This window comes from Spirosoma panaciterrae DSM 21099 (assembly GCF_000374025.1).
GTDB classification, from domain to species: Bacteria; Bacteroidota; Bacteroidia; order Cytophagales; family Spirosomataceae; genus Spirosoma; species Spirosoma panaciterrae.
This window is the reverse complement of sequence record NZ_KB893173.1, coordinates 442,290-462,296: the sequence shown is the minus strand read 5'-3', so window position 1 is coordinate 462,296 and position 20,007 is coordinate 442,290. Positions and strand designations below refer to the sequence as shown.

Here is a 20,007-nt window from a genome sequence, read left to right as displayed (position 1 = left end):
CGGGCCTAAACCCGGTGCTTTTGATAAACAATGCGTTAAAATGGCGGGCAGATAGCCAGTTTCTGGAGCGAAATGCTTACCGACCACGGCCAACGGGGGCTGGTTCGGGAACGCCTTCTACATCGGCCAGAATACGACCACAATGTTCGCAGACAATAATCTTCTTTTTGTCTTTGATGTCGGCCTGCCGCTGGGGAGGTACTACGTTGAAGCAACCACCACAGGCACCTCGTTTGACAATAACAACGGCTAATCCATTGAGGGCGTTGCCACGAATTTTGTTATACGAGTTCAGCAGACGAGGCTCAATCGTAGTTGCCTGCAATTCGCGTTGCTTGATGATTTCCTTTTCTTCCTCCTGGCTCTCAGAGGTGATTTGATCGAGTTCCTGCTTTTTGGCTTTCAAATCTTCCCGGCGCTCATCGAGGGCGGCCTGAGTTGTTTTGATCTCCTCTTCTTTGCCACGTACCCGAAACTGAGCTTCGTTGGCACGTTTTTCAACCAGTTCAATTTCGAGCGACTGTAATTCAATTTCTTTTGAAATAGCGTCGAATTCACGGTTGTTGCGGACATTCATCTGCTGATCTTTGTACTTGTTAATCAGCTTTTCGGCATCTTTCTTCGCAACGCGATTGCGCTCAATGTCTTCTTCCAATGCTTTGATTTCTGCCTGAAACTTGCCAATACGAGTCTCAAAGCCAGCAATGTCATCTTCCAGGTCGCGAACCTCTTCAGGAAGCCCTCCCCGAATTTTGATCAGTTCATCTAGTTGAGAATCAAGCGATTGTAATTTAAGGAGAGCGTCTAATTTTTGCGCAATCGTTAGTTCCATTCGGAAAATAGTTAGTGCTATATGAAGTATCTAACCGGATTGTTATCCGTTTCAGATAAAATTACCGCAAAAGTAGTGAATTTTTTTGCCAAATGCCCGCTAATCAACTCTTTCGTAAAAACCTCACTTTCATAATGCCCAATATCGCAGATGCCAATGCGGTTATCAGCGTCAAAAAATTCGTGATACTTGTAGTCGGCTGTAACAAAAATATCGGCTCCTGCTCGTACGGCATCGGGAAGCAGAAAACTACCGACGCCCCCACAAACGGCAATACGTCGGATCGGACGGGTAGGTAATGCGGTGTATCGGATAAGATTAAGCTGCATGTGCTCCTTCAGATACGAAAGCCATGCGTTGCCTAACAAGGGTTCGGGCAACTCGCCAATGGCTCCAGAACCTACTTCCAGATTCTGATTATCGAGTGTTGACAGGTAATAAGCCACTTCTTCGTAGGGATGCGCCTGCCGTAGAGCGGTTAGGATCTGTCCCTGCTGGTGGGTAGGAAAAAGTACTTCTATGCGATGTTCGGTTTCTTCGTGGTACTCACCGACCTCGCCAATAGCTGGATTTGTTCCATCGCCTGGTTGATACGTGCCCGTGCCTTCTGTACGAAAGCTACAATTTTTATAGTCGCCGATTTGCCCGGCTCCGGCAGCATAGAGCGCTTCCAGAACTCGTTGGGTAGCAGCAATGGGGGCAAATGTCACTAGCTTGCTGAGGACCTGTGATTTTGGGGCCAGAATGTGAACGTTCTGTAGTTGTAGTTTCTCGGCAATTTTAAAATTGACTCCACCCGCCACATTGTCTAAGTTGGTATGAGCTGCGTAGATGGCGACATCATGTTTGATGGCTTTGATGACGGTTCGTTCTACGTAGTTTTTACCGTTCAGTTTTTTTAGCCCTTTAAAAACAATAGGGTGGTGGGCAACAATCAGATTACAGCCTTTGGCAATGGCTTCATCAACAACCGACTCAGTAGCGTCCAGCGTAACCAGAACCCCTGTAATCTCAGCAGTGGGGTCGCCAACGATGAGCCCTGCATTGTCGTAAGATTCCTGGTATGCCAGTGGAGCAAATGATTCAATGTAAGCTGTTAACTGCCGAACCTGCGTCATATCCGATGGATAAATTAGTAAGAGGGCGGCAAGATATAGGTAAAGCGCGAAAGAGTAAATGAATGAACGAGCGAAAAAATAGCCTTGTGCCAGTTTTCGCTCGTTCACTCATTTACTCTTTCGCGCTTCGAAACTAGTTTACGCTAAAACCAATGGAAAGCAGACCTACACCATTTTTAGCATTGCCTAATACGGTTTTGGCTGCGCCACTGTTGGCAATCTGTTGTAACCCCTGTTCGTAACGAGCGCCAATAAAGGCTTTGCCGAAATAAATGTTAAGGCCGCCTGCAATACCGTAATCGATTTTGTTAAAATTGTCGCGGTTGATTGCGCTTGTTCCGGTACCAAAATCACCGTTTGAATTAATGTTTGAATTCAACAGATACGATACATAAGGACCGGCTTGCAGTTCAACAGACTGGCCTAATTTGAATGTCGCCAGCACGGGCAGTTCAGCATAATTTAACTTAAACGTATTCTTACCCGAAAAACCAAGTACATTATACGTTGCAGAAGCACCTTTGGTCATATACAATAACTCGGGCTGGATCGCAAAAAATTCACCAATAGGGGCTTGCGTAAATACGCCGACGTGGAAGCCAATACGCTCATTTTTGTCGCTAACACCCTGACTGTCGTAAAACAGTGAACTGGCATTAAGACCACCTTTTATCCCAACACGGGTAATGCCCTGTGCCGTAGCACGGTCAGGTTGTAGTACAAAGAGAAGACCCGTTAAAACAGTTGTAGTTAGTAGGATTTTTACTGATTTTTTCATAACGCTTATGTAGGCAGAACAGGGTATGATTTGTCCTGATCTATATACCAGGCAGTAGCAAATTCATGCCAAAATAGTATGAATGGCTTAACAGGCGTCTATTGTACTCACTCTGACGGATTTATCGCTTATGTATATGTAGGAATGTAAAAGTACTCATCTGAATTTTTTGGGGAATTAGTTCCCCAAACTGTAGAATAGGCCATTCAAACCTACAGATAGGAAATATACTTCGTATTCATCGAAGTATGTGAAAGGTAAAGTTGATAATTTTAAATATGATTATTTAATAGGTTTATTCATGATTAAAATAAGTATATTCGATTTTATCATCTGGTGCCATCAAAAAAGTTGATGTTTTTGAGTAATTTTGAAGGTAGGGTCAGCTTCTGAGAAATAATAAAACCATGTTGTTTCTGAGTAGAACGAATGACTTTCGCGGTATCTTTAATTTCGGTTAAAAATGCCGCTACCAATAGCCGTAACTTTAAGATCTATATGCACCGTAAACCTACCTCCATGACGATTTTGATAGCTGATGATGACACAGACGATCGCTTGTTTATGGATAAGGCGCTTCGTCAAAGTGGTTATGCACACAATATCCAATTTGTTGAAGATGGAGAAGAATTGATGGAATATCTGCGTCGGGAAGGGCGTTATAACGAAAAAAATGCTCCCTGGCCAAATCTGCTGATTCTGGATCTAAATATGCCTCGTAAAAATGGTTTTCAGGCTCTGAGTGAAATAAAAGATGATCCTAAACTTCGCCGACTGCCCGTTGTCGTGATGACCACCTCGACTGCCGATGAGGATGTGCTTAAAACTTACAATTTGGGAGTTAATTCGTTTGTGACAAAGCCGTTCAATTTTAACCGTTTGGTCGAAATGGTAGGAGCTTTGAAAACGTATTGGATGGATACCGTTAAATTGCCATAAACCGTTGAAGAAGAAGGCTCTCAGGAGCTAGTTATCAAGGGTTTGCAGCTTACAATTTCCTGTGTTATGATTACTGCGCCAGCCACGCTCAATGTTAATGAAAAAAAAGAAATCATACGTGTACTTCTGATTGAAGACGACGAAGATGATTACCTGCTCACAAAAGCCTTGGTTTCGGTCAAGGAAAATGCCTCAATCAAATTGGATTGGGTAGACAGCTACGATAGAGCACTGACTGCCATTGATAAAGACCAGCATGATGTCTATCTGGTAGATTATCGATTGGGCCACTACACCGGCATTGACCTGATTCAGGAAGCCTTTCAGATGGGATGCCGGGCTCCCATGATTTTGTTGACTGGTCAGGACGATCTTACAGTCGATCAGTCGGCTCTCGAATTGGGTGCTGCCGATTACCTGGTGAAAGGTCGTATCGACGCTCAACTGCTGGGGCGTAGTATTCGATATGCACTTCGGCAGGCCAGCGTCCTGGCCGAGCTGGCTCAAAAAGAGAATAAGTATAGAACACTATTTGAGCGGTCGATCGATGCCATTTTTGTGGCTAATGATGAAATGCGTTTTCAGGACGCAAATTCTTCCGTTGAACGCCTGCTGGGCTATAGCCGCGATGAGCTGATTCATCTGAACCCGGCCCGGCTTTTTGCCGACCTGAACCAACTCCGTAACCTGCGCTTCAACGTACGGGAGCATGGGCAGATTAAAGACTTCGAAACCACGCTTATTCATCGAAATGGACGCAAACGAATCTGTCAGATTTCGGTTTGGGCAGTCGAAGACGTGATTGGCCACCCCGAATGGTATCAGGGCATTGTACGGGATATTACCGATCAGAAACGGGCTCAGCAGGATCTTATTCTGGCTGAGAAGCTAAGCATGACCGGCAAAATTGCCCGAAGTATTGCTCACGAAGTCCGAAACCCGCTCACGAACCTGAGTCTGGCTTTGGAACAACTCAAGGATGAACTCGATACAGATAGCGAGTTTATTACCATGTTTACCGATATTATTGAGCGCAATGTAGATCGTATTGGACAACTTATAACTGAGATGCTCAATTCGTCGAAACCGCGTGACCTTGATCGTAAAAAACAAGACTTTAATCCGGTAGTTCGGGAAACGATTCAACTCATCAGTGATCGGATTAAGCTGAAACGAATGCGGCTTGAAACCCAGTTTTCGACCGACGATTGCTCCGCCTTACTCGACCGTGACCAGGTTAAAACAGCACTCCTTAATATTCTGGTCAACGCCGTGGAAGCAATGGAAGAAGGGAAAGGGGTACTGATTGTGAGAACGGGCTGTACCGATAACAACCGGGTATACGTAGAAGTGAGTGATAACGGTGAAGGGATCAGTGAATCGGTTCGTCAGCGATTATTCGACCCATTTTTTACGGGGAAATCGGGCGGAATGGGTCTGGGCTTGACTGCGACTCAAAATATTATCAATAGCCATAAAGGATCGATCGAGGTTGAAAGTCAGGAAGGGAAGGGAACGACGTTCCGGCTGTATTTTCCGAGATAAAATTGACCTTGGTAACTCAATGAGGTACCGTGTGTATGACGATTGTGTTTTAACCAGCTTTCTACAAAAGCTGGTTTTTTTGTGGAATTAACTGAGTAAAATTATACACAAACTTCCACAGAAAATTTCAGTAAAAAATAGAGGGGTTGTGAGCGGTCTATAAAAAAAACATCCTGGCTCAATGTTAGTGTCTTGATAGATAGTAGTTTACGTTTTAACGTATATGAGTATAGTAAGTTGCTGCTCGATATGGCATAGAAAAAGCATAGTATTCAGTAACCTACTAATTCAAGCTATGTGGTCTATTACTCATTTTCCGGCGGCCATGCGGTCACTCAGCCCAAGAACACGGGCAAAGGCGATTGAAATTGCAAATCAACTGCAGGAACAAGGGCAGTTGGATCAGCAGCATATCATCATGATTAGTGTAGACGAAGCTCGCCGGTGGGCTCGTCTTGAACGCTCCAATCAGGAATGGACGATCAAAAATGATCAGATCTACGCCTGACCTTATCTACCATCTAAACACTACCTATGGCAATGATCTGGAAAAAAACGATTTACGATTCCTTAATAAGCTGCTCTACGCTCTGCAACCAATTCGCAACGGAATGTTCTAATGCAGAGGATATCGAGAATTGGTATCGCAGCATATTTCTCAACCTCGATTGTGCCGATATGTGCCGAAATCTGGCCACGCTATACGTAAGAGGTTCTGAAAATGCTCGTTTGTTAGCTAAAGCCTGCATAGAGGTCTGCGAGAAATGTGCGCAGGAAGTTAGCCAGTATAATTTCGAACGGGCCAATCAGGTTTACGCTATATGCCAGCAAACGATCTGCTGTTGTGTCAACATTATTGACATGGGGTATCAGACTGACCTGGAAGCTAAAAACCCAGTAACTACACCAGCCTCGTTATTTTACGGTATCGATCTGCGTCAAACACTTTATAATTAACTTAGTCAATACGTAGTCATCGTCAGTCGATAGTCAACAGCCGTAGGACAGGAGATCCCTTACAATTGGCTGGCGACTAGTGACTGATGATTTTTTTTAAAACGTTATGGAAACAAAACCCCAGATCAACAAACAGTTAGAGAAAGTCCGGGACATGATCGAGGACATTCGCATTACGATGATGACCACCATCGATCAGGAAGGTAATCTGGTTAGTCGGCCGATGGCGGCTCTGCAAGTCGATGAGGAAGGAACAATCTGGTTCTTTACCAACCGAACGTCACCCAAAGTGGATCAGATCGATCACAACAATAATCGGGTGAATTTATCCTTTGCCGATGTTGGTGATGCTGATTATGTATCTGTGTCTGGGCATGCCGAGGAGTTAGACGACCGGGCTAAAGTAGATGAATTGTGGAATCCACAAGCTAAAGCGTGGTTTCCCAAGGGTAAAGATGACCCGGATCTGATTTTGCTGAAGGTCCATATCGATATGGCTGAGTACTGGAGTGCCAGTGATAGCCGAATGGTACGTTTGTTCCAACAGGCGGCTGCTCTGGTTACGGGTACGCCACCCGATATGGGAGAAAATGAGAAGGTGTATAATTAGAGAAAAGAAATAATAAAAAGGGGGTGAAAAAGAGAACGGGTTGATTCGTTCTCTTTTTCACCCCCTTCCTGCTTTTCGTAGGTTTGTTATGCCAGTTTAAGAAGCATTGACGTACGTCCACCAACGGTTATCGTACTACCCCCTTTAACGGGTTCACCATTCGGGTGTACCTGTCCGGCAGCTGTATCAACAAGAACCTCCCAGGACGCACGTTTACGGTCTATTTTCGGGAGTTTAAATGGAATGTCGTCCCAGTAGGCGTTCAGGATCCAGAGTAATTGCTCATCGCCAACATCCTGGCCATCTTCAGTTTGCTCGGTTACCCGGAGTCCATCGATAAACAAGGCCAGGCAACGTGTTTCGGGATTATTAAAATCATCGCCCGTCATTTCCAGTCCATCAGGGCGTAAATAGGCCACCTGTTCTGTACCAAAAAAACGACGTCGACTGAGGAGGGGAGTAGCCTGGCGCAGAGCGGTTAGCTGGCCTGTAAATTCGAAAAGAGCCTGTTGCTGTTCGTTCCAGTGCCAATCCATCCAGCTTATTGGGCTGTCTTGGTTGTATCCGTTGTTGTTGCCCTGCTGCGTACGACCGTATTCGTCACCCATTACAATCATGGGCGTACCCTGACTGAGCATCATCGTAGTCAGAAAATTACGTTTCTGCCGCTCCCGCAGTTCATTGATGGCTGTATCGTCGGTAGGCCCTTCGACGCCACAGTTCCAGCTTAAATTATCGTTCGAGCCATCTCGATTATCTTCGCCATTGGCTTCATTATGTTTCTCGTTATACGTAACGAGGTCGTTCAGGGTGAAGCCATCATGCGCTGTGATAAGGTTGATGCTGTTAGCTGGTGACCGGCCATCATTGGCATACAGATCAGGGCTACCCAGAATTCGGGTGGCTGTTTCGGACGCTTTGCCAGGATCGCCTTTCCAGAAGGCCCGCAGGGTATCCCGGTATTTGCCGTTCCACTCCGACCAACGAACCGGAAAACCACCCACATGATACGAGTGAATATCCCAGGGTTCAGCTATGAGTTTTACCTGAGCCAGAATTGGGTCCTGAGCAACGGTATCCAGAAAGGCAGATACACTGCCAAACTCTTCGTCGGTACGAATCAGTGCCGATGCCAGATCGAACCGGAATCCATCTACGTGCATATCGGTCACCCAATAACGCAGACTATCCATTACGAGCTGTAATACGCGGGGATGGCTTAAGTTGAACGTGTTGCCTGTACCCGTATAATCCATGTAATATTCAGGATTATCGCCGACCTGGTGGTAATAAACCCGATTGTCAATACCTTTGAAAGAGAGTGTAGGGCCAAGCTGATTCCCCTCGGCCGTGTGGTTATAGACTACATCCAGAATGACTTCGATACCCGCTTTGTGCAGATTTTTGACCATCTGCTTAAACTCCGTAACCTGTTGCCCCATCATGCCAGCCGCCGAATAGGTATTTTGTGGAGCAAAAAAGCCAATACTGTTATACCCCCAATAACTTTCGTCCGTAAATTGGTGGACGGGCAATAGTTCAACAGCCGTAATCCCTAGTTTCTTCAGATAATCAACGCTTTCGGGGGAGCCAAGCCCGGCATACGAACCCCGAACCGACTCGTCGATGGTTGGGTGCAGATGGGTGAATCCCTTCACATGCACTTCGTAAATGATTGAACGGTGTAAAGGAATACCCGGAGCGTTATCATCTTCCCAGTCAAAAGCAGGGTCGATCACAATGCTCTTGGGCATTGAAGGGCCGCTATCTTTTTCACTTCTAATCAACGTTGTTTGATGCGGTTCAACCCCTACATCATCGGTGGCCAGTTCGCCATAATCATAGCCTAACCAGGCATCATCATGATTGACCGGCGCGTGAATGGCCCGGGCATACGGATCGAGCAAGAGTTTGGACGGGTTGAAGTAGTGTCCTGAAGCCGGATCATAAGGTCCATCCACCCGGAATCCATACAGTTGACCAGCCTTTAGGCCATCCAGATAGATGTGCCAGACCAGATCGGTTCGTTCAATAAGCGGGATGCGGGTAATTTCTTCAGCCGGGTTGGCTTCGTCGTACAAACAAAGCGTAACAGCCGTTGCATTCTCACTAAATAAGGCAAAATTAACTCCCTCACCATCGTATGTAGCGCCAAGGGGATACGGCTTACCCGGCTTGGTGCTCAAAGTGGCTGCTTCTGAATTTACTTTAGATGCTTTACTCATAACGTTCTATGCGTAGAGAATAGTGGTTTTGTTGTTTAACTGAGCGTGAAAGAGGATTGTTTGCGCTATTTTTTAGGCACAAAAAAGCCTACCCCCAAAGGGAGCAGGCTTTCCAATCCCACCATTCACTACACTACCAAGGCCAGACGGGCCATTGTAGAATTGGCCGAGTCGATACTCTGTTTCTGGCGAAGCAGCAACTCTCGAGTACTGGCTACTAAGTCAGTTTCCTGAAGTACAGAATTATAATTATTTAGGGCTTCCTGGTCGCCCCGGTGGCATTCCTGTACGACAGCTTTATCATCATTGGTGGCAAATGCTGATTTTATATTGATCCAGGCGCGGTGAAGGTCGGCAGCCAGACTGGTGCTGTCGTCGGGTTCACCGCCCAATGTTCGGATTTCGCGATCAAGTTCAAGGGCAAACTCGGCCCGTTGGCGCGATTGGGTAAGCAACAAGGTTTTTAACTCGTGGCTGTCGACATGTTCAGCCGCTTCATTGTATCCTTTTTCGGCATCGCGGCTAAGCGTTAGCAGTCGACTAAGCTGTTCAAGGATTTCACTCCGGGTTACTTTCACATTCATAACGTTGTGTAGGTTGTACTAGATCAAAAAAAGTATTTCGTAACGTTTCGAGTTGAGTAAATCAGAAAGTTAAGCTGTCTGACCAGCAGCCTTTATTTTTCGGGGTCATGACCCCAGTTTTTTAACGAATAAGCCCAGTTTGAATTAGCTACGTGTTCGGGGCGCTGGGCGCTGTGACGCTTCACATAACTGATTACTTTCTGCATATGCTCATAATCGCTTTCAGTTAATTCATCGACCTTCTTTTGAAGAATCTCGATGATTCGTTTGCCCGACTGATGACCAATAGACTCCGTGTTACCGCCTTTTGTTTGGCCCACTGAATTAGATTCTTCGGTTTGCAGCCACTTTGTTAGCGTAGAGGCCGACATATTGACCAGTTTGTCAAACGTATGCCGAAGCTCTTTTTTCTCCTGTTCATCAAGCGTTGCTGTCATAATTCAGTCTATTGTTTTGTGACTTCACTAGCCGACTTAATAATTCGCTTATGGTCTTGTTTTATTACTAAAGCTGGTTCTTCTGTCGACCCTTTGCGCTTGACGGTGGCGCCCTGAACAGTGCGTTCTATAGCATCTTTGTGTACTTCTTCGATAGTACCCTCAGCTTTACCTTTCCCGTACTTCCAACTTACCTTGTCTCCTTTTCTGGGCGTATCCATCGGTTTATGTTCTGGTATATAGTAAGATGGTTAGGAGAATTCTCCTAACCATCCGATCAGTTACTCACCAAGCTTGCCGTTTTTAGCCTCGCGCTGCATTTTTTTGTTCGCAAAAATTGCAATATCGACACGACGGTTTTTCTGACGGCCCGATGCGGTTGCATTATCGGCAACAGGTTGCGACTCACCATAACCTTTCTCATCAACGCGTGAGGTTTTTACGCCCTGAGTTTCCAGAAAGCTGGCAACCGCATTGGCTCGTTGTTGCGATAATTTAAGGTTGTGGTCTGCTGAACCCGTAGCATCGGCATGACCTTCTACTAAAATATCTGTATCTTCTTCCTTATTAAGCGTCTGAGCGAATTCAACCAGTTGTTGTTTCGTTGACGACTTCAGTGCATACGAGTCAACATCGAACAAAATGTCTGAGCCAAGCGATACTTTAATTCCTTCGCCCACCCGATCAACCTGGGCATTGGGCATCTGACGTTGTATTTCTTCAGCACGTTTATCCATACGTCGGCCAATAACCGCACCAGCAGCTCCTCCGACCGTGGCGCCAAGAATGGCCCCCATAGCTGTTTTACCTGTTGATTTACCGATCATGCCGCCGATAACAGCGCCACCACTGGCTCCAACTATAGCTCCTTTCTGAGTCTTGTTCAATTTTTTCTGTTGAGCACAGGCCACATTTCCAGCCATCAGCGAAATTGCCAGTGGAATTGCCAGTGCCTTGGTTGCAACAGATTTCAGTTCATAATTCATAGCGTTGTGAATATTGGTATTGCTTATAGATACCCAAACCTTATACCAGTTTAACCCCAAATCTCAGTATTATTGAACCTATTATTGGCAACTGTTTGATAGTCAATATTTTGTGTTTATATGTTGAGGGTAAAAAAAACTATAATTTTTTATATAGCGAAGTAATTTAATAGAGTAACCGGGAAGGAAGATTCATAGAGTTGTGGAAAGGGCTCTACAAAACTGTATTCATTGACTGCTTAAATGCGCCAGTCAGCTTTCAGCTTATTTGATTTAGCTTGAATACGGAGTATTAATAATCGATTCTTGTTGTTAAACTATTGATAGTTAAGGGTATATCTCTGTGTTTTGTCCCGATTTTATCCAAAGGGCCATAAACGAATAGGGCCGAAAAAGCGTTAATTCTATAGCTATTCAATTTAGGTTCTATTCCATGATATTTAGAAAATCGTTATTCGCTCTTTTTGTAGGGAGCTTATTATGTTTCGCGCCAGTAGCCTGTAAAACGGCCGATAGCGACAGCTCTGTAACTCCCAGTCAGCCAGTTGTTTTAGTAAATAGCTCGCTGATAGGGGAATATTCTACAGATCAGCTTCGGAGTCGGTTCACAGGCGCGAATGCTCTTCTACAGGTGTTTATCCATTATGGAATAAAAGCCTACCGATTGGAATACATGACCACCAACACCGATGGTAAGCCGGTGAAAGCCTCCGGGGCTTTATTGATTCCGGTTACCACAGGCGCAGTGCCATTGTTAAGTATGCAGCACGGCACAATCACGAGCGAAACCGACGCGCCTTCAAACTTCGGCCCCAGTAGCGAAGCTTATACATTTGGTTCCGTGTTTGCCTCCCAGGGGTATATTATTGCAGCGCCCGATTACATTGGCTATGGAGCCTCAAAAGACCTGCCGCATACCTATGAGCATCGCAATGGATTAGCCACAGCTTCGCTCGATATGCTGCGGGCTACCCGTGAGTTTCTGACGAGCCAGCGTATAAATTGGGATAGTCGACTTTTTCTGGCTGGCTATTCGGAAGGTGGGTATGCCACTATGGCCTTGCAGAAGAAGTTGGAAGAAGAAGCCGGAAATGAATTCAATCTGGTTGCGTCGAGTTGTGGAGCAGGGGCCTATGATAAGCCAGCGTTTATGAGCTATATTCTGAATCAGAAAACGGGTGGAGATGCCAGTATTAATCGACTGTATATCTGGGTACTGCTTACCTACGACCGGATTTATGGGCTGAACCGACCAATGAGCTATTACTTTAAAGAGCCCTATGCAACGCAGGTAGCCGCTTCGGGAAAAAATGCATCGATCAGCGTTAGTCTGAATCAGGCATTTACGGAAAGTTTCAAACAGGCCGTCAATGATGGAACAGATAAGGCTTTTCTGGCCGCTGTGCAGGATAACGATATCCATGACTGGCGACCTCGAACAAGAACCCAGCTTTATCATGGCGATGCGGATGAAATTGTGTTTTACCTGAACTCAAAAAATGCCTACGACGCCATGCAGAAGCGGGGGGCAACGAATGTAGAACTGATAACGATGCCAGGGGCCACGCATGCCACGGGCGTTATTCCCTTCATTACCGGAACGTATTCGTTCTTTGGGTCAATTCAATAAACGGTTTAGGCGTTGCTCAACCATTCTGAAACCGTGGCTGAGTACAAAACGTCCCGAGAGCGCAAGGCCTTCGGGACGTTTTATTGTAGAGAAATCAACTTAGTTAACTGTGAGAATCGTATAAGCAGCCTGATTTGGATTTCGAATTTGTGTTCCGATGGTGGTACGAGTCCGGTCATCGTCGCTGATGAGCAGCAATCGGTTCTGATCGAGTGGGGTCAGGTCTTCGGCTTTATGGCCGGGGGTATGAATGGGTTGGCCCTGCGCATTACGCATTAATGAAAAAGGTTTACCAGCATACAAGTCGGTGGGGCTGATTGTCCAAAGATAAGCATCTAGCTGACCATTGGCTTCCATCGACGTGAGCAGCCAGAAACAGCCCCGGTAAGGATCGTATTCCAGACTGGATAAGGCCAGCGGTTTTGGAAGTGAGGGTTCGGCAGCGGCTATATCGAAGTTGTTGATAATTTTCCAGTCGTCGGCCAGCCGGATTCGCTCCGAATCGCCTTTTTTCTCGATCTGATACGATACACTGATGATTTTAGCCTGGTACGTAAAGCTCTCGTACGATTTGCCCTCTTCCCGAATTCCAAACAGCAGTTGCTTGTCTGTAGCGGCTAATCCTTCAATCTTGAAGTACGGAATGGCTCCCGGAAATTCCGCAGTAGCCAATAGCTGAGCGATGCGCTGGCGATAAGCTATTGAGGTTCGACTGGTATCGTCGGGAGCAAGCACCTGGGGGTGCTGTTCATCACCACTACGCCAGTAAAGAATGGTGTTGTAACTATCCCAGTCATGGCTGCCCGACTTGACCCGGTCGAAGGCTGTGGTGAGCAGCACAAAACGGCGGTCGGGCGTCTGAGCGAAATCTTCGTATTTTCGGGTTGAGGAAAAGAGGGGACGCGTGAGGTAGGTTGGTGATCGGGTAGAATCGGCCAGATCATCGAGCGTTTTCATAAAAACCGGGCTCTGACCGGCTGGCATATCTTTGTCATTGGCAAACAGAATATGTTTTCCGTCAAACAACACAGCCGACGCTTCGCACCATACGGGCTGATTGTTGAGCGAAGTGCCCGGGGCAAAGCAGGTAAGAAACCCTTCCTGCAAAACGCGGGCGGTAGTAGGCAGTGACTGGTTGGGGAGCTTCGCTGTTTTACAACCGTACAACAACAGCCCAGCTACTAGCAAAAGAGCAGGTAATTTGTAAGTCATCGGGATAGTTTGTGGTTTAAGAGTCGCGGATTACCGTTCCTGTCGGGCAGTCAGCGCCAATTTCGGATTGCAAACTACGAAGCAGAAAAGGTAGGCTGCAAATGGAGTTCATGAACGGCGCAAAATAAACCCAACGCCATGGACATTGTCAATTCGGATGGACGGTACCTGGGCTAATCGTTTGCGCAGCCGGGAGATGAATACATCCAGACTACGACCCATAAAGTAATCATCATCGCCCCAAACGGCCCGCAACAGGTCATCGCGACGAACGAGGGTATTAGGACGGTCCAGAAAATAGGCCAGAACATTTGCCTCACGATAGGTTAAGGCCTGAACCTGCTCATTGATCGTGAGCGTAAGATTCTGCCGATCAAGCTTAATGTCCGCTGGCAGTGATTGAGGTTGGTGATTAACAGTACGTCGGAGGAATACATTGATTTTCAGGATCAGTTCTTCGATACTAAAGGGTTTGGTCAGATAATCGTCGGCTCCCAATCGTAACCCCTGCAGGCGATCCTCTTTATTGGCAAGGGCACTCAGAAATAAAATGGGAACTTGTGTGTTGACCGAACGGATCTGTCGGGCAAGGGTAAATCCATCACTTTGGGGCAGCATGACATCCAGCAGACACACATCAAACGGGCCAGCCTGAAAAGCCTCCCAGGCCTCCGGTCCAGTGGTGCAATGCGTAACCCGGAAAGGGACGTTTTCGAGTGTATCCCGAATCACAAATCCCAGATTTACATCATCTTCGACGAATAAAATACGAGCCAGTGTCAAAGCTTAATTCGTGAAAGCGTGAATGAGCGAAAACGTGAATATAATGGCTCGCCTAACTTGTCAGGTTTCCGCTCATTCACGCTCTCACTCGCTATAAATATCGTAAATGTACTTCCCTGGCCCGGTTCGCTATGCAACTCCAGATGCCAGCCATGTGCCCGAATAACCTGCCGGACATAATACAGCCCGAGTCCAAAGCCTTTTACATTGTGGGTATGCCCCGAACCTATCCGATAGAACTGTTGGAAAACGGCTTTTTGATGCTTGGGAGCAATTCCGATGCCATTGTCGCTGACCGACCAGCGTAGTTTACTCTGTTCCTGCCGGGTATGCAAGACAATGCTGGGTGATTTATCGCAGTATTTCAGGGCGTTATCAATCAGGTTGTTCAGCGTTGTTTCAAGGTGATACCGATCAGCATGAATATCGGCCTTGGGAGCCGTAAGGTCCAGAGTTATGTGGGGAGCAAACTGCTGGGCGGCTTCGGTCATCAAGTCGTGTAGGTTTACCTCCGTTTTTTCGAGCACAAACCCGGTTCGTTCCGATTTTGCCAGTTGTAAAATGCTATTTACCTGTTTTTGTAGCCGTTGACTTTCTTCGCCCAGTACACGTGCATACTGTTTAAGGCGATTAGGCTGTTGGGCTATTCCATCGGTTTGTAGCACATCGGCCGCCACCCGAATGGTTGATACGGGCGTCTGGAGTTCGTGAGTGATGTTATTGATAAAATCCCGCTGTACTTCGGTTAGCCGGCGTTGTTTCAAAACAACACTGAGCGTATACCCAAAGAAAAGTACAACCAGAAGTACTGCCCCGGTCGACCATACCCAGCCCGTTAACTGCCCTGCTACGAATCCGGCCTGGTTGGGAAAACGGATACCGAAATAGTAAGTATATCGGGGGAATTTGGGGAGGTTTCGGACACTCTGCAACCTGCCTTTTGTCAAAGCATTTGGACTTACATAAGCGCCATAGACCATCCGGTCCGTTTCGCAGTTGTAAATGCCGTATTCGTAGTCGGTAATCAGGTTATGGGCCTGTAGAGAGCCCTGAATAAACGTTTCAAGTGCAGCCGGGTCGATGGGCGCGTCGGTGTTTACAATGAAATAATCGTCGGAGAGCTGGGTAACGGCGTAGCGATTCAGTGTAAAATGATTCAGCCGGGCCACTTCATCAGCCACATCCTGCAAGGCAATGAATGCCGACTGGCGAAACTGTCGTTCGCGCAGTGCATACGCGTTTCGTACCCACACGACCTGTACTGCCAGAATACCGATAATGGAAAGCACCGAAAGCAGAACCAACAATCGCAGACGAGACATGGAGGCTGAATGATTGAATTGCTGAATGAGTGTAAAGTACGGACTATTCGTTCAATCACTCAATCCTCATCCACAAATTGGGGCTACGTTAACAACTCATTAACAAACATTAGGCACTGCTTAACAGAGTCGGGCAAAAATGAGATGTAGGTTTGCAATGTTGCCTGAGTGGGCAGTACATAACAAATCCTATTAAACCAATTTTCTATGAAACGTCTCCTGTTTTTTGGCTCGTTTTTATTACTGGCAGCCTCCATGGCGATGACCGTACCGGCTGCGTTGTTCAACTGGAAAAACGCCACCCATGATTTCGGACGTATTCCGCAGGGAAAACCCGTAACGGTTGAATTTGCCTTTACCAATAAAGGTGAATTACCTCTCGTCATCAACCGGGCGCAGGGGTCTTGTGGTTGCACAGGGGTAGACTATCCGAAAGCGCCAGTTATGCCCGGACAGGCAGGTATCATTAAAGCGACGTATAATGCGGCTGCCATGGGGGCCTTCAATAAGTCGGTAACTGTAGAGTCGAATGCCGAAGGGGGAACGGTGGTTCTGTATTTTAAAGGCGAAGTGGTAAAAGAAGCTGTATCAGCCCAGTAAACCAGTAAGAGCCGGACGTTGATCCGGCTCTTACTGTCTAAATCAACTGCATTTTGACCACGTTAGAGTTATCGTGCTCAAACCGCGAAGGCGAACCGTTCTAAATGGAATTCAATCAGGCGTTGGACTTTTCAGTTACTTGCAGACCGTCTAGTTTGATCCGCCACTTGATAGTTGCTGTGGTTCCACGGCCAGACCATACTTCATTTCACCCCTATCTTTCTCAACGGCTGTGCGCCCTTCTTTCATCCAGAGCGGCATAGGCGCATCTTTGAGGTAATAATCGAAGAATTGGTACAGGCGAATACTCAGATCTTTGGCATTATGACGTTGCGTCAGGTTATGGCCTTCACCATTGTAGACCAGCATCCAGACGGGCTTATTCAACCGACGGAGGGCCGAGTAAAACTCAATTCCCTGGTACCAGGGCACAGCACCATCGGCATCGTTATGCGTCATCATGAGGGGCGTCTGAATGCGATTGGCGAAGAAAAGGGGCGAGTTCTCGATATAATTCATGGGCTTGTCCCAGAGTGTTCCACCAATCCGGCTCTGGGTTTTCTCATACTGAAACTGACGGACAATACCCGTCTCCCAGCGAATACCCCCATAGGCTGAAGTCATGTTGGCTACGGGAGCACCGGCCTCTGCTGCCCGAAACAGATTGGTACGGGTAATGATATAGGCCGTTTGATAACCTCCCCAGCTTTGCCCCTGAATACCCAGCCGATCGCGATCCACGAATCCTTTGTCGATCAGGCTCAACACACCCGGTACAATACAGTCGTAGGCATTAGGACCTGGCTGCCCCGTCGTGTATACGATGTCTGGAATGAAAACCAGATAGCCATTCGAAACACAGTAAGCCACGTTGATGGTAGAGCGACTTGGAGCAGGCGCTTTGTAATCATTCAGGGTTTCGGCATTCCGTTCGTAGAAGTACGTAAGCATAGGGTACTTCTTTTTCGGATCGAAGCCTTCGGGTTTGTACAACAAGCCTTCCAGTTTAACCCCGTTGGTACCTAACCAGCTTACCAGTTCAACACTGCCCCAGCGAATACTATCCTGCTGCGGATTGACGCGGGTTAGTTGAACGGGATTCGCCAGGGTGCTATCCGTCTGGAAAAGGTTGATCGGTTCCTGGAAGTTGCCCCGATAGAAGGTCATCGTTGAGGCATTTTTGGCTTTATTCAAACCGAAATACCGATGGTTACTACGGGTTAGGGTTGTGGGGTCTGTGGCGGTTAGGCCATTTTTACTCTTCAAAATCCCCGTCGACTTATCACTTTCCCAGATACCGGTAAAGAAAACTTCCGCTTTGGGGTCGATGGCTTTTTCGGGCGCTGACCGACCAAATCCTGGCCCCGATGAATCATCTTCACCCAGATCGGCATACCGGAGTCGAACGCCATTTTTACGGCCCCAGCCTGCGGTGAGATTAGTTGGTTTCTCGCGCCCTGTTGGATCTACCTGCCAGATGTCGTAGCGGTCGTAGAGCCACAGATAGCGGTCGCCAGTGGTCCAGCCAGCCGATCCGTAAGCACCCGGAAGGTTGGGTGTATCGTGTTCCTCATCGAAGAACTTGCTGGGCAAACCGCGCGTCAGGTCAATGCGTTTGTTTTCGGCGATGGACCAGGCCCGCCAAAGCGAGTCCCGCTCATCGAACCAGTAAGCGTACTGGCCTCCTGGCGACAATTTAGGCTGCGATGCCATAGCATCGTTGGCAATGCGTTTCTTTTCGCCCGTTTGCGTATCAATCAAATAAAGGTCGGTATGGCCAGGGTCCCAGGAAGCCTGAACCTGGTAGGGTAAGTCGCTCAATCCCAGTAGATACCGCGAATTGACTTTGGGGTCGAACGCAACAGTCGGTATTTCACGATTGGCCAGCATCGTAACTTTTCCGGTGGTTAAATCGGCCATTGTCAGAAATCCGCGTTCTTTTTCTTCCTTAAGCCGCCGTTGCTGCATGGGTTGCAGGCGCGTATCGGTCCAGGTCCAGATGTCCATTTTTACTTTTTCATCGTCGGGCGTCAGGGTGTCTTTTGTAGGCTTGGGCGGAATGGGCGACGTGGAGAAATAGAGTCGCTTCCCGTCCTCAGCAAACTTTGGCTCCCGAAATTCATTGACCGACCAGCCTTTCGGTAGTGCTTTCAGGGTTGTATCGGCCATTACCCGGTATGGCAATTCGGCCTCAACGGATTTCGCTTTTTTGCCTTTAGGGGCAGGCGATGCCGCAACGTTTTTGTAATACAGTGTAAATACTTTTACGTCGGCTCCCGCGCTGTCGGCCGAGGCCATCCAGGCTAGCTGATCACCTGTTTTGTCGATGGCCAACCCCTTGTAAATCTTCTTTTTGGAACTGGTATCTACCAACATGGTTTGCCCATTGGCGGTATTGAACAGAAATACACCCGGCACCGCAGGGTCGCTAGCTTTCAGGCTATCAATCGCTGACTCCTTGCTGTAGAAAACTTTCTGACCATTATCCGAAATGGCTACGTTCGATACATAGCGGAAGGTTTTACGGGAGCCATCGGCCAGGTTCAGCAGGGTTAGGTCGTCACCTTTGGGGCGTTTTGACGGGCCGCGACGTGTGGCAACCGTTGTGGTCGAAACGGGGGCGGAGGGGAGCAGGGTGTCTTTCGCGGTCTGGGTGGTTGCCCGAGAGGCAGGTCGCGACGGTTCGTCTTTACGTTCCTGCACTACAGCCAGCCACGAGCCGCCATCCTTGCCAAACGTATACGATTTCACATTGGCGAAACGGATCGATTTACCCGTAGCCAGATTCAGAGCCACCAGGCTATCCTTCGGCATCTCGTCGGGTTTCTTTTTCTTGAGTTTGGCCTTACGGGTATCGGCAGCGGGTGCTTTGATCCGCATAACCAGATACTTGCTGTCGGGGGTAAACTGAGCCATATAGCCGCGAGCGAAACGATACCGGGGCTGGTTGCCTCCCGTACTACTGGCTACTTCCAGCCGCCCATCCCCTTCCTGACGGTCAATCTGATAAGAAATCCAATGACCATCGGACGAAATCTTTTCGGCCCGAACGCTTTGCCACCGATCATAGTCGGAAGCGTTGAGGGGGCGTTTTTGAATTTGACCAAAAAGAGGTACCGAAAATAGAAAACAGAGAAAAAGTTGAGTGAAGCGTGTCATTTGGGAGGAAAGTTAAGACGTACTAAACTACTAAAAATCTGCGAGTTTATGCGGATAAATGGCGGAAGTATCATTGATTATACGATTCGTTCTGTTTCTACTTCGATAACTACCAGATTGATCCATTACATTAGTGCGACTTGCACCCGTTCGTAAGTGGGTAGATACTGATCAAAAAATAATTGGCCTGTCAAAACATTATTGAATGAAGATTGTTCAATGATAAAGCATATACGGACTGAGGGTCGGTATAAGGGATATAATGTATTGCTGTAAATAGGAATCTATAC

General features: G+C 47.3%; 19 protein-coding genes. 7 read left to right on the top strand and 12 right to left on the bottom strand.

Features of this window, described 5'->3' with window-relative positions; genetic code table 11:
- Positions 1-76: 76 nt before the first annotated feature.
- From B153_RS0105430 to B153_RS0105420, 3 genes are all read right to left on the bottom strand, one after another.
- Complete coding sequence (locus tag B153_RS0105430) at positions 77-832, bottom strand: zinc ribbon domain-containing protein (protein ID WP_020595665.1); 756 nt, start codon at positions 830-832, stop codon at positions 77-79.
- Between the two features lie 17 nt (positions 833-849).
- On the bottom strand, positions 850-1,950 hold the full coding sequence (locus B153_RS0105425; protein ID WP_020595664.1) for a Nif3-like dinuclear metal center hexameric protein: 1,101 nt from the start codon (positions 1,948-1,950) through the stop codon (positions 850-852).
- Positions 1,951-2,083: 133 nt separating this feature from the next.
- Positions 2,084-2,728: a porin family protein gene (locus B153_RS0105420; RefSeq protein WP_020595663.1), complete on the bottom strand. Its 645-nt coding sequence runs from the start codon at positions 2,726-2,728 to the stop codon at positions 2,084-2,086.
- Positions 2,729-3,247: 519 nt separating this feature from the next.
- Between B153_RS0105420 and B153_RS0105415 the strand changes: the two genes are divergently transcribed.
- From B153_RS0105415 to B153_RS0105395, 5 genes are all read left to right on the top strand, one after another.
- A complete protein-coding gene (locus B153_RS0105415) occupies positions 3,248-3,667 on the top strand; it encodes a response regulator (RefSeq protein ID WP_040760880.1) in 420 nt (139 codons plus the stop codon).
- A gap of 66 nt (positions 3,668-3,733) precedes the next feature.
- Complete coding sequence (locus B153_RS0105410) at positions 3,734-5,212, top strand: hybrid sensor histidine kinase/response regulator (protein WP_020595661.1); 1,479 nt, start codon at positions 3,734-3,736, stop codon at positions 5,210-5,212.
- Between the two features lie 295 nt (positions 5,213-5,507).
- A complete protein-coding gene (locus B153_RS0105405; RefSeq protein WP_020595660.1) occupies positions 5,508-5,720 on the top strand; it encodes a DUF2188 domain-containing protein in 213 nt (70 codons plus the stop codon).
- 32 nt (positions 5,721-5,752) lie between these two features.
- Complete coding sequence (locus tag B153_RS0105400; RefSeq protein WP_026261923.1) at positions 5,753-6,169, top strand: four-helix bundle copper-binding protein; 417 nt, start codon at positions 5,753-5,755, stop codon at positions 6,167-6,169.
- Positions 6,170-6,275: 106 nt separating this feature from the next.
- On the top strand, positions 6,276-6,779 hold the full coding sequence (locus tag B153_RS0105395; RefSeq protein ID WP_020595658.1) for a pyridoxamine 5'-phosphate oxidase family protein: 504 nt from the start codon (positions 6,276-6,278) through the stop codon (positions 6,777-6,779).
- Between the two features lie 86 nt (positions 6,780-6,865).
- Here B153_RS0105395 and glgX read toward each other — a convergent pair whose 3' ends face one another.
- The 5 genes from glgX to B153_RS0105370 all read right to left on the bottom strand — a co-directional run bounded on the left by glgX (position 6,866) and on the right by B153_RS0105370 (position 11,011).
- Positions 6,866-9,004 (bottom strand): glycogen debranching protein GlgX, encoded by a 2,139-nt coding sequence (gene glgX / locus B153_RS0105390; protein ID WP_020595657.1) that lies wholly within the window; start codon positions 9,002-9,004, stop codon positions 6,866-6,868.
- Between the two features lie 128 nt (positions 9,005-9,132).
- Positions 9,133-9,588 (bottom strand): ferritin-like domain-containing protein, encoded by a 456-nt coding sequence (locus B153_RS0105385; protein WP_020595656.1) that lies wholly within the window; start codon positions 9,586-9,588, stop codon positions 9,133-9,135.
- 92 nt (positions 9,589-9,680) lie between these two features.
- Entirely contained in the window at positions 9,681-10,025 is a 345-nt protein-coding gene (locus tag B153_RS0105380) for a DUF3140 domain-containing protein (protein WP_020595655.1), read from the bottom strand.
- A gap of 8 nt (positions 10,026-10,033) precedes the next feature.
- Positions 10,034-10,246 carry a hypervirulence associated TUDOR domain-containing protein gene (locus B153_RS0105375; RefSeq protein ID WP_020595654.1) on the bottom strand — a complete coding sequence of 71 codons (213 nt, stop codon included), beginning with the start codon at positions 10,244-10,246 and terminating at the stop codon, positions 10,034-10,036.
- A gap of 60 nt (positions 10,247-10,306) precedes the next feature.
- A complete protein-coding gene (locus B153_RS0105370; RefSeq protein ID WP_020595653.1) occupies positions 10,307-11,011 on the bottom strand; it encodes a YiaD family glycine zipper/OmpA-like lipoprotein in 705 nt (234 codons plus the stop codon).
- A gap of 433 nt (positions 11,012-11,444) precedes the next feature.
- Between B153_RS0105370 and B153_RS0105365 the strand changes: the two genes are divergently transcribed.
- Complete coding sequence (locus tag B153_RS0105365; protein ID WP_026261922.1) at positions 11,445-12,641, top strand: alpha/beta hydrolase family protein; 1,197 nt, start codon at positions 11,445-11,447, stop codon at positions 12,639-12,641.
- 99 nt (positions 12,642-12,740) lie between these two features.
- On the opposite strand, the gene B153_RS0105360 is transcribed toward B153_RS0105365, so the two are convergent.
- The 3 genes from B153_RS0105360 to B153_RS34675 all read right to left on the bottom strand — a co-directional run bounded on the left by B153_RS0105360 (position 12,741) and on the right by B153_RS34675 (position 15,958).
- Positions 12,741-13,853 carry a hypothetical protein gene (locus tag B153_RS0105360; protein WP_020595651.1) on the bottom strand — a complete coding sequence of 371 codons (1,113 nt, stop codon included), beginning with the start codon at positions 13,851-13,853 and terminating at the stop codon, positions 12,741-12,743.
- Between the two features lie 108 nt (positions 13,854-13,961).
- Complete coding sequence (locus B153_RS0105355) at positions 13,962-14,636, bottom strand: response regulator transcription factor (RefSeq protein WP_020595650.1); 675 nt, start codon at positions 14,634-14,636, stop codon at positions 13,962-13,964.
- A complete protein-coding gene (locus B153_RS34675; RefSeq protein WP_020595649.1) occupies positions 14,633-15,958 on the bottom strand; it encodes a sensor histidine kinase in 1,326 nt (441 codons plus the stop codon). Before B153_RS34675 ends, B153_RS0105355 begins: the two co-directional genes overlap by 4 nt.
- 207 nt (positions 15,959-16,165) lie before the next feature.
- On the opposite strand from B153_RS34675, the gene B153_RS0105345 reads away from it, so the two are divergent.
- A complete protein-coding gene (locus tag B153_RS0105345; RefSeq protein WP_020595648.1) occupies positions 16,166-16,558 on the top strand; it encodes a DUF1573 domain-containing protein in 393 nt (130 codons plus the stop codon).
- A 150-nt stretch (positions 16,559-16,708) separates the two neighbouring features.
- Here B153_RS0105345 and B153_RS34670 read toward each other — a convergent pair whose 3' ends face one another.
- Positions 16,709-19,717, bottom strand: a complete 3,009-nt coding sequence (locus B153_RS34670; protein ID WP_020595647.1) for a S9 family peptidase — start codon at positions 19,715-19,717, stop codon at positions 16,709-16,711.
- Positions 19,718-20,007: the final 290 nt, after the last annotated feature.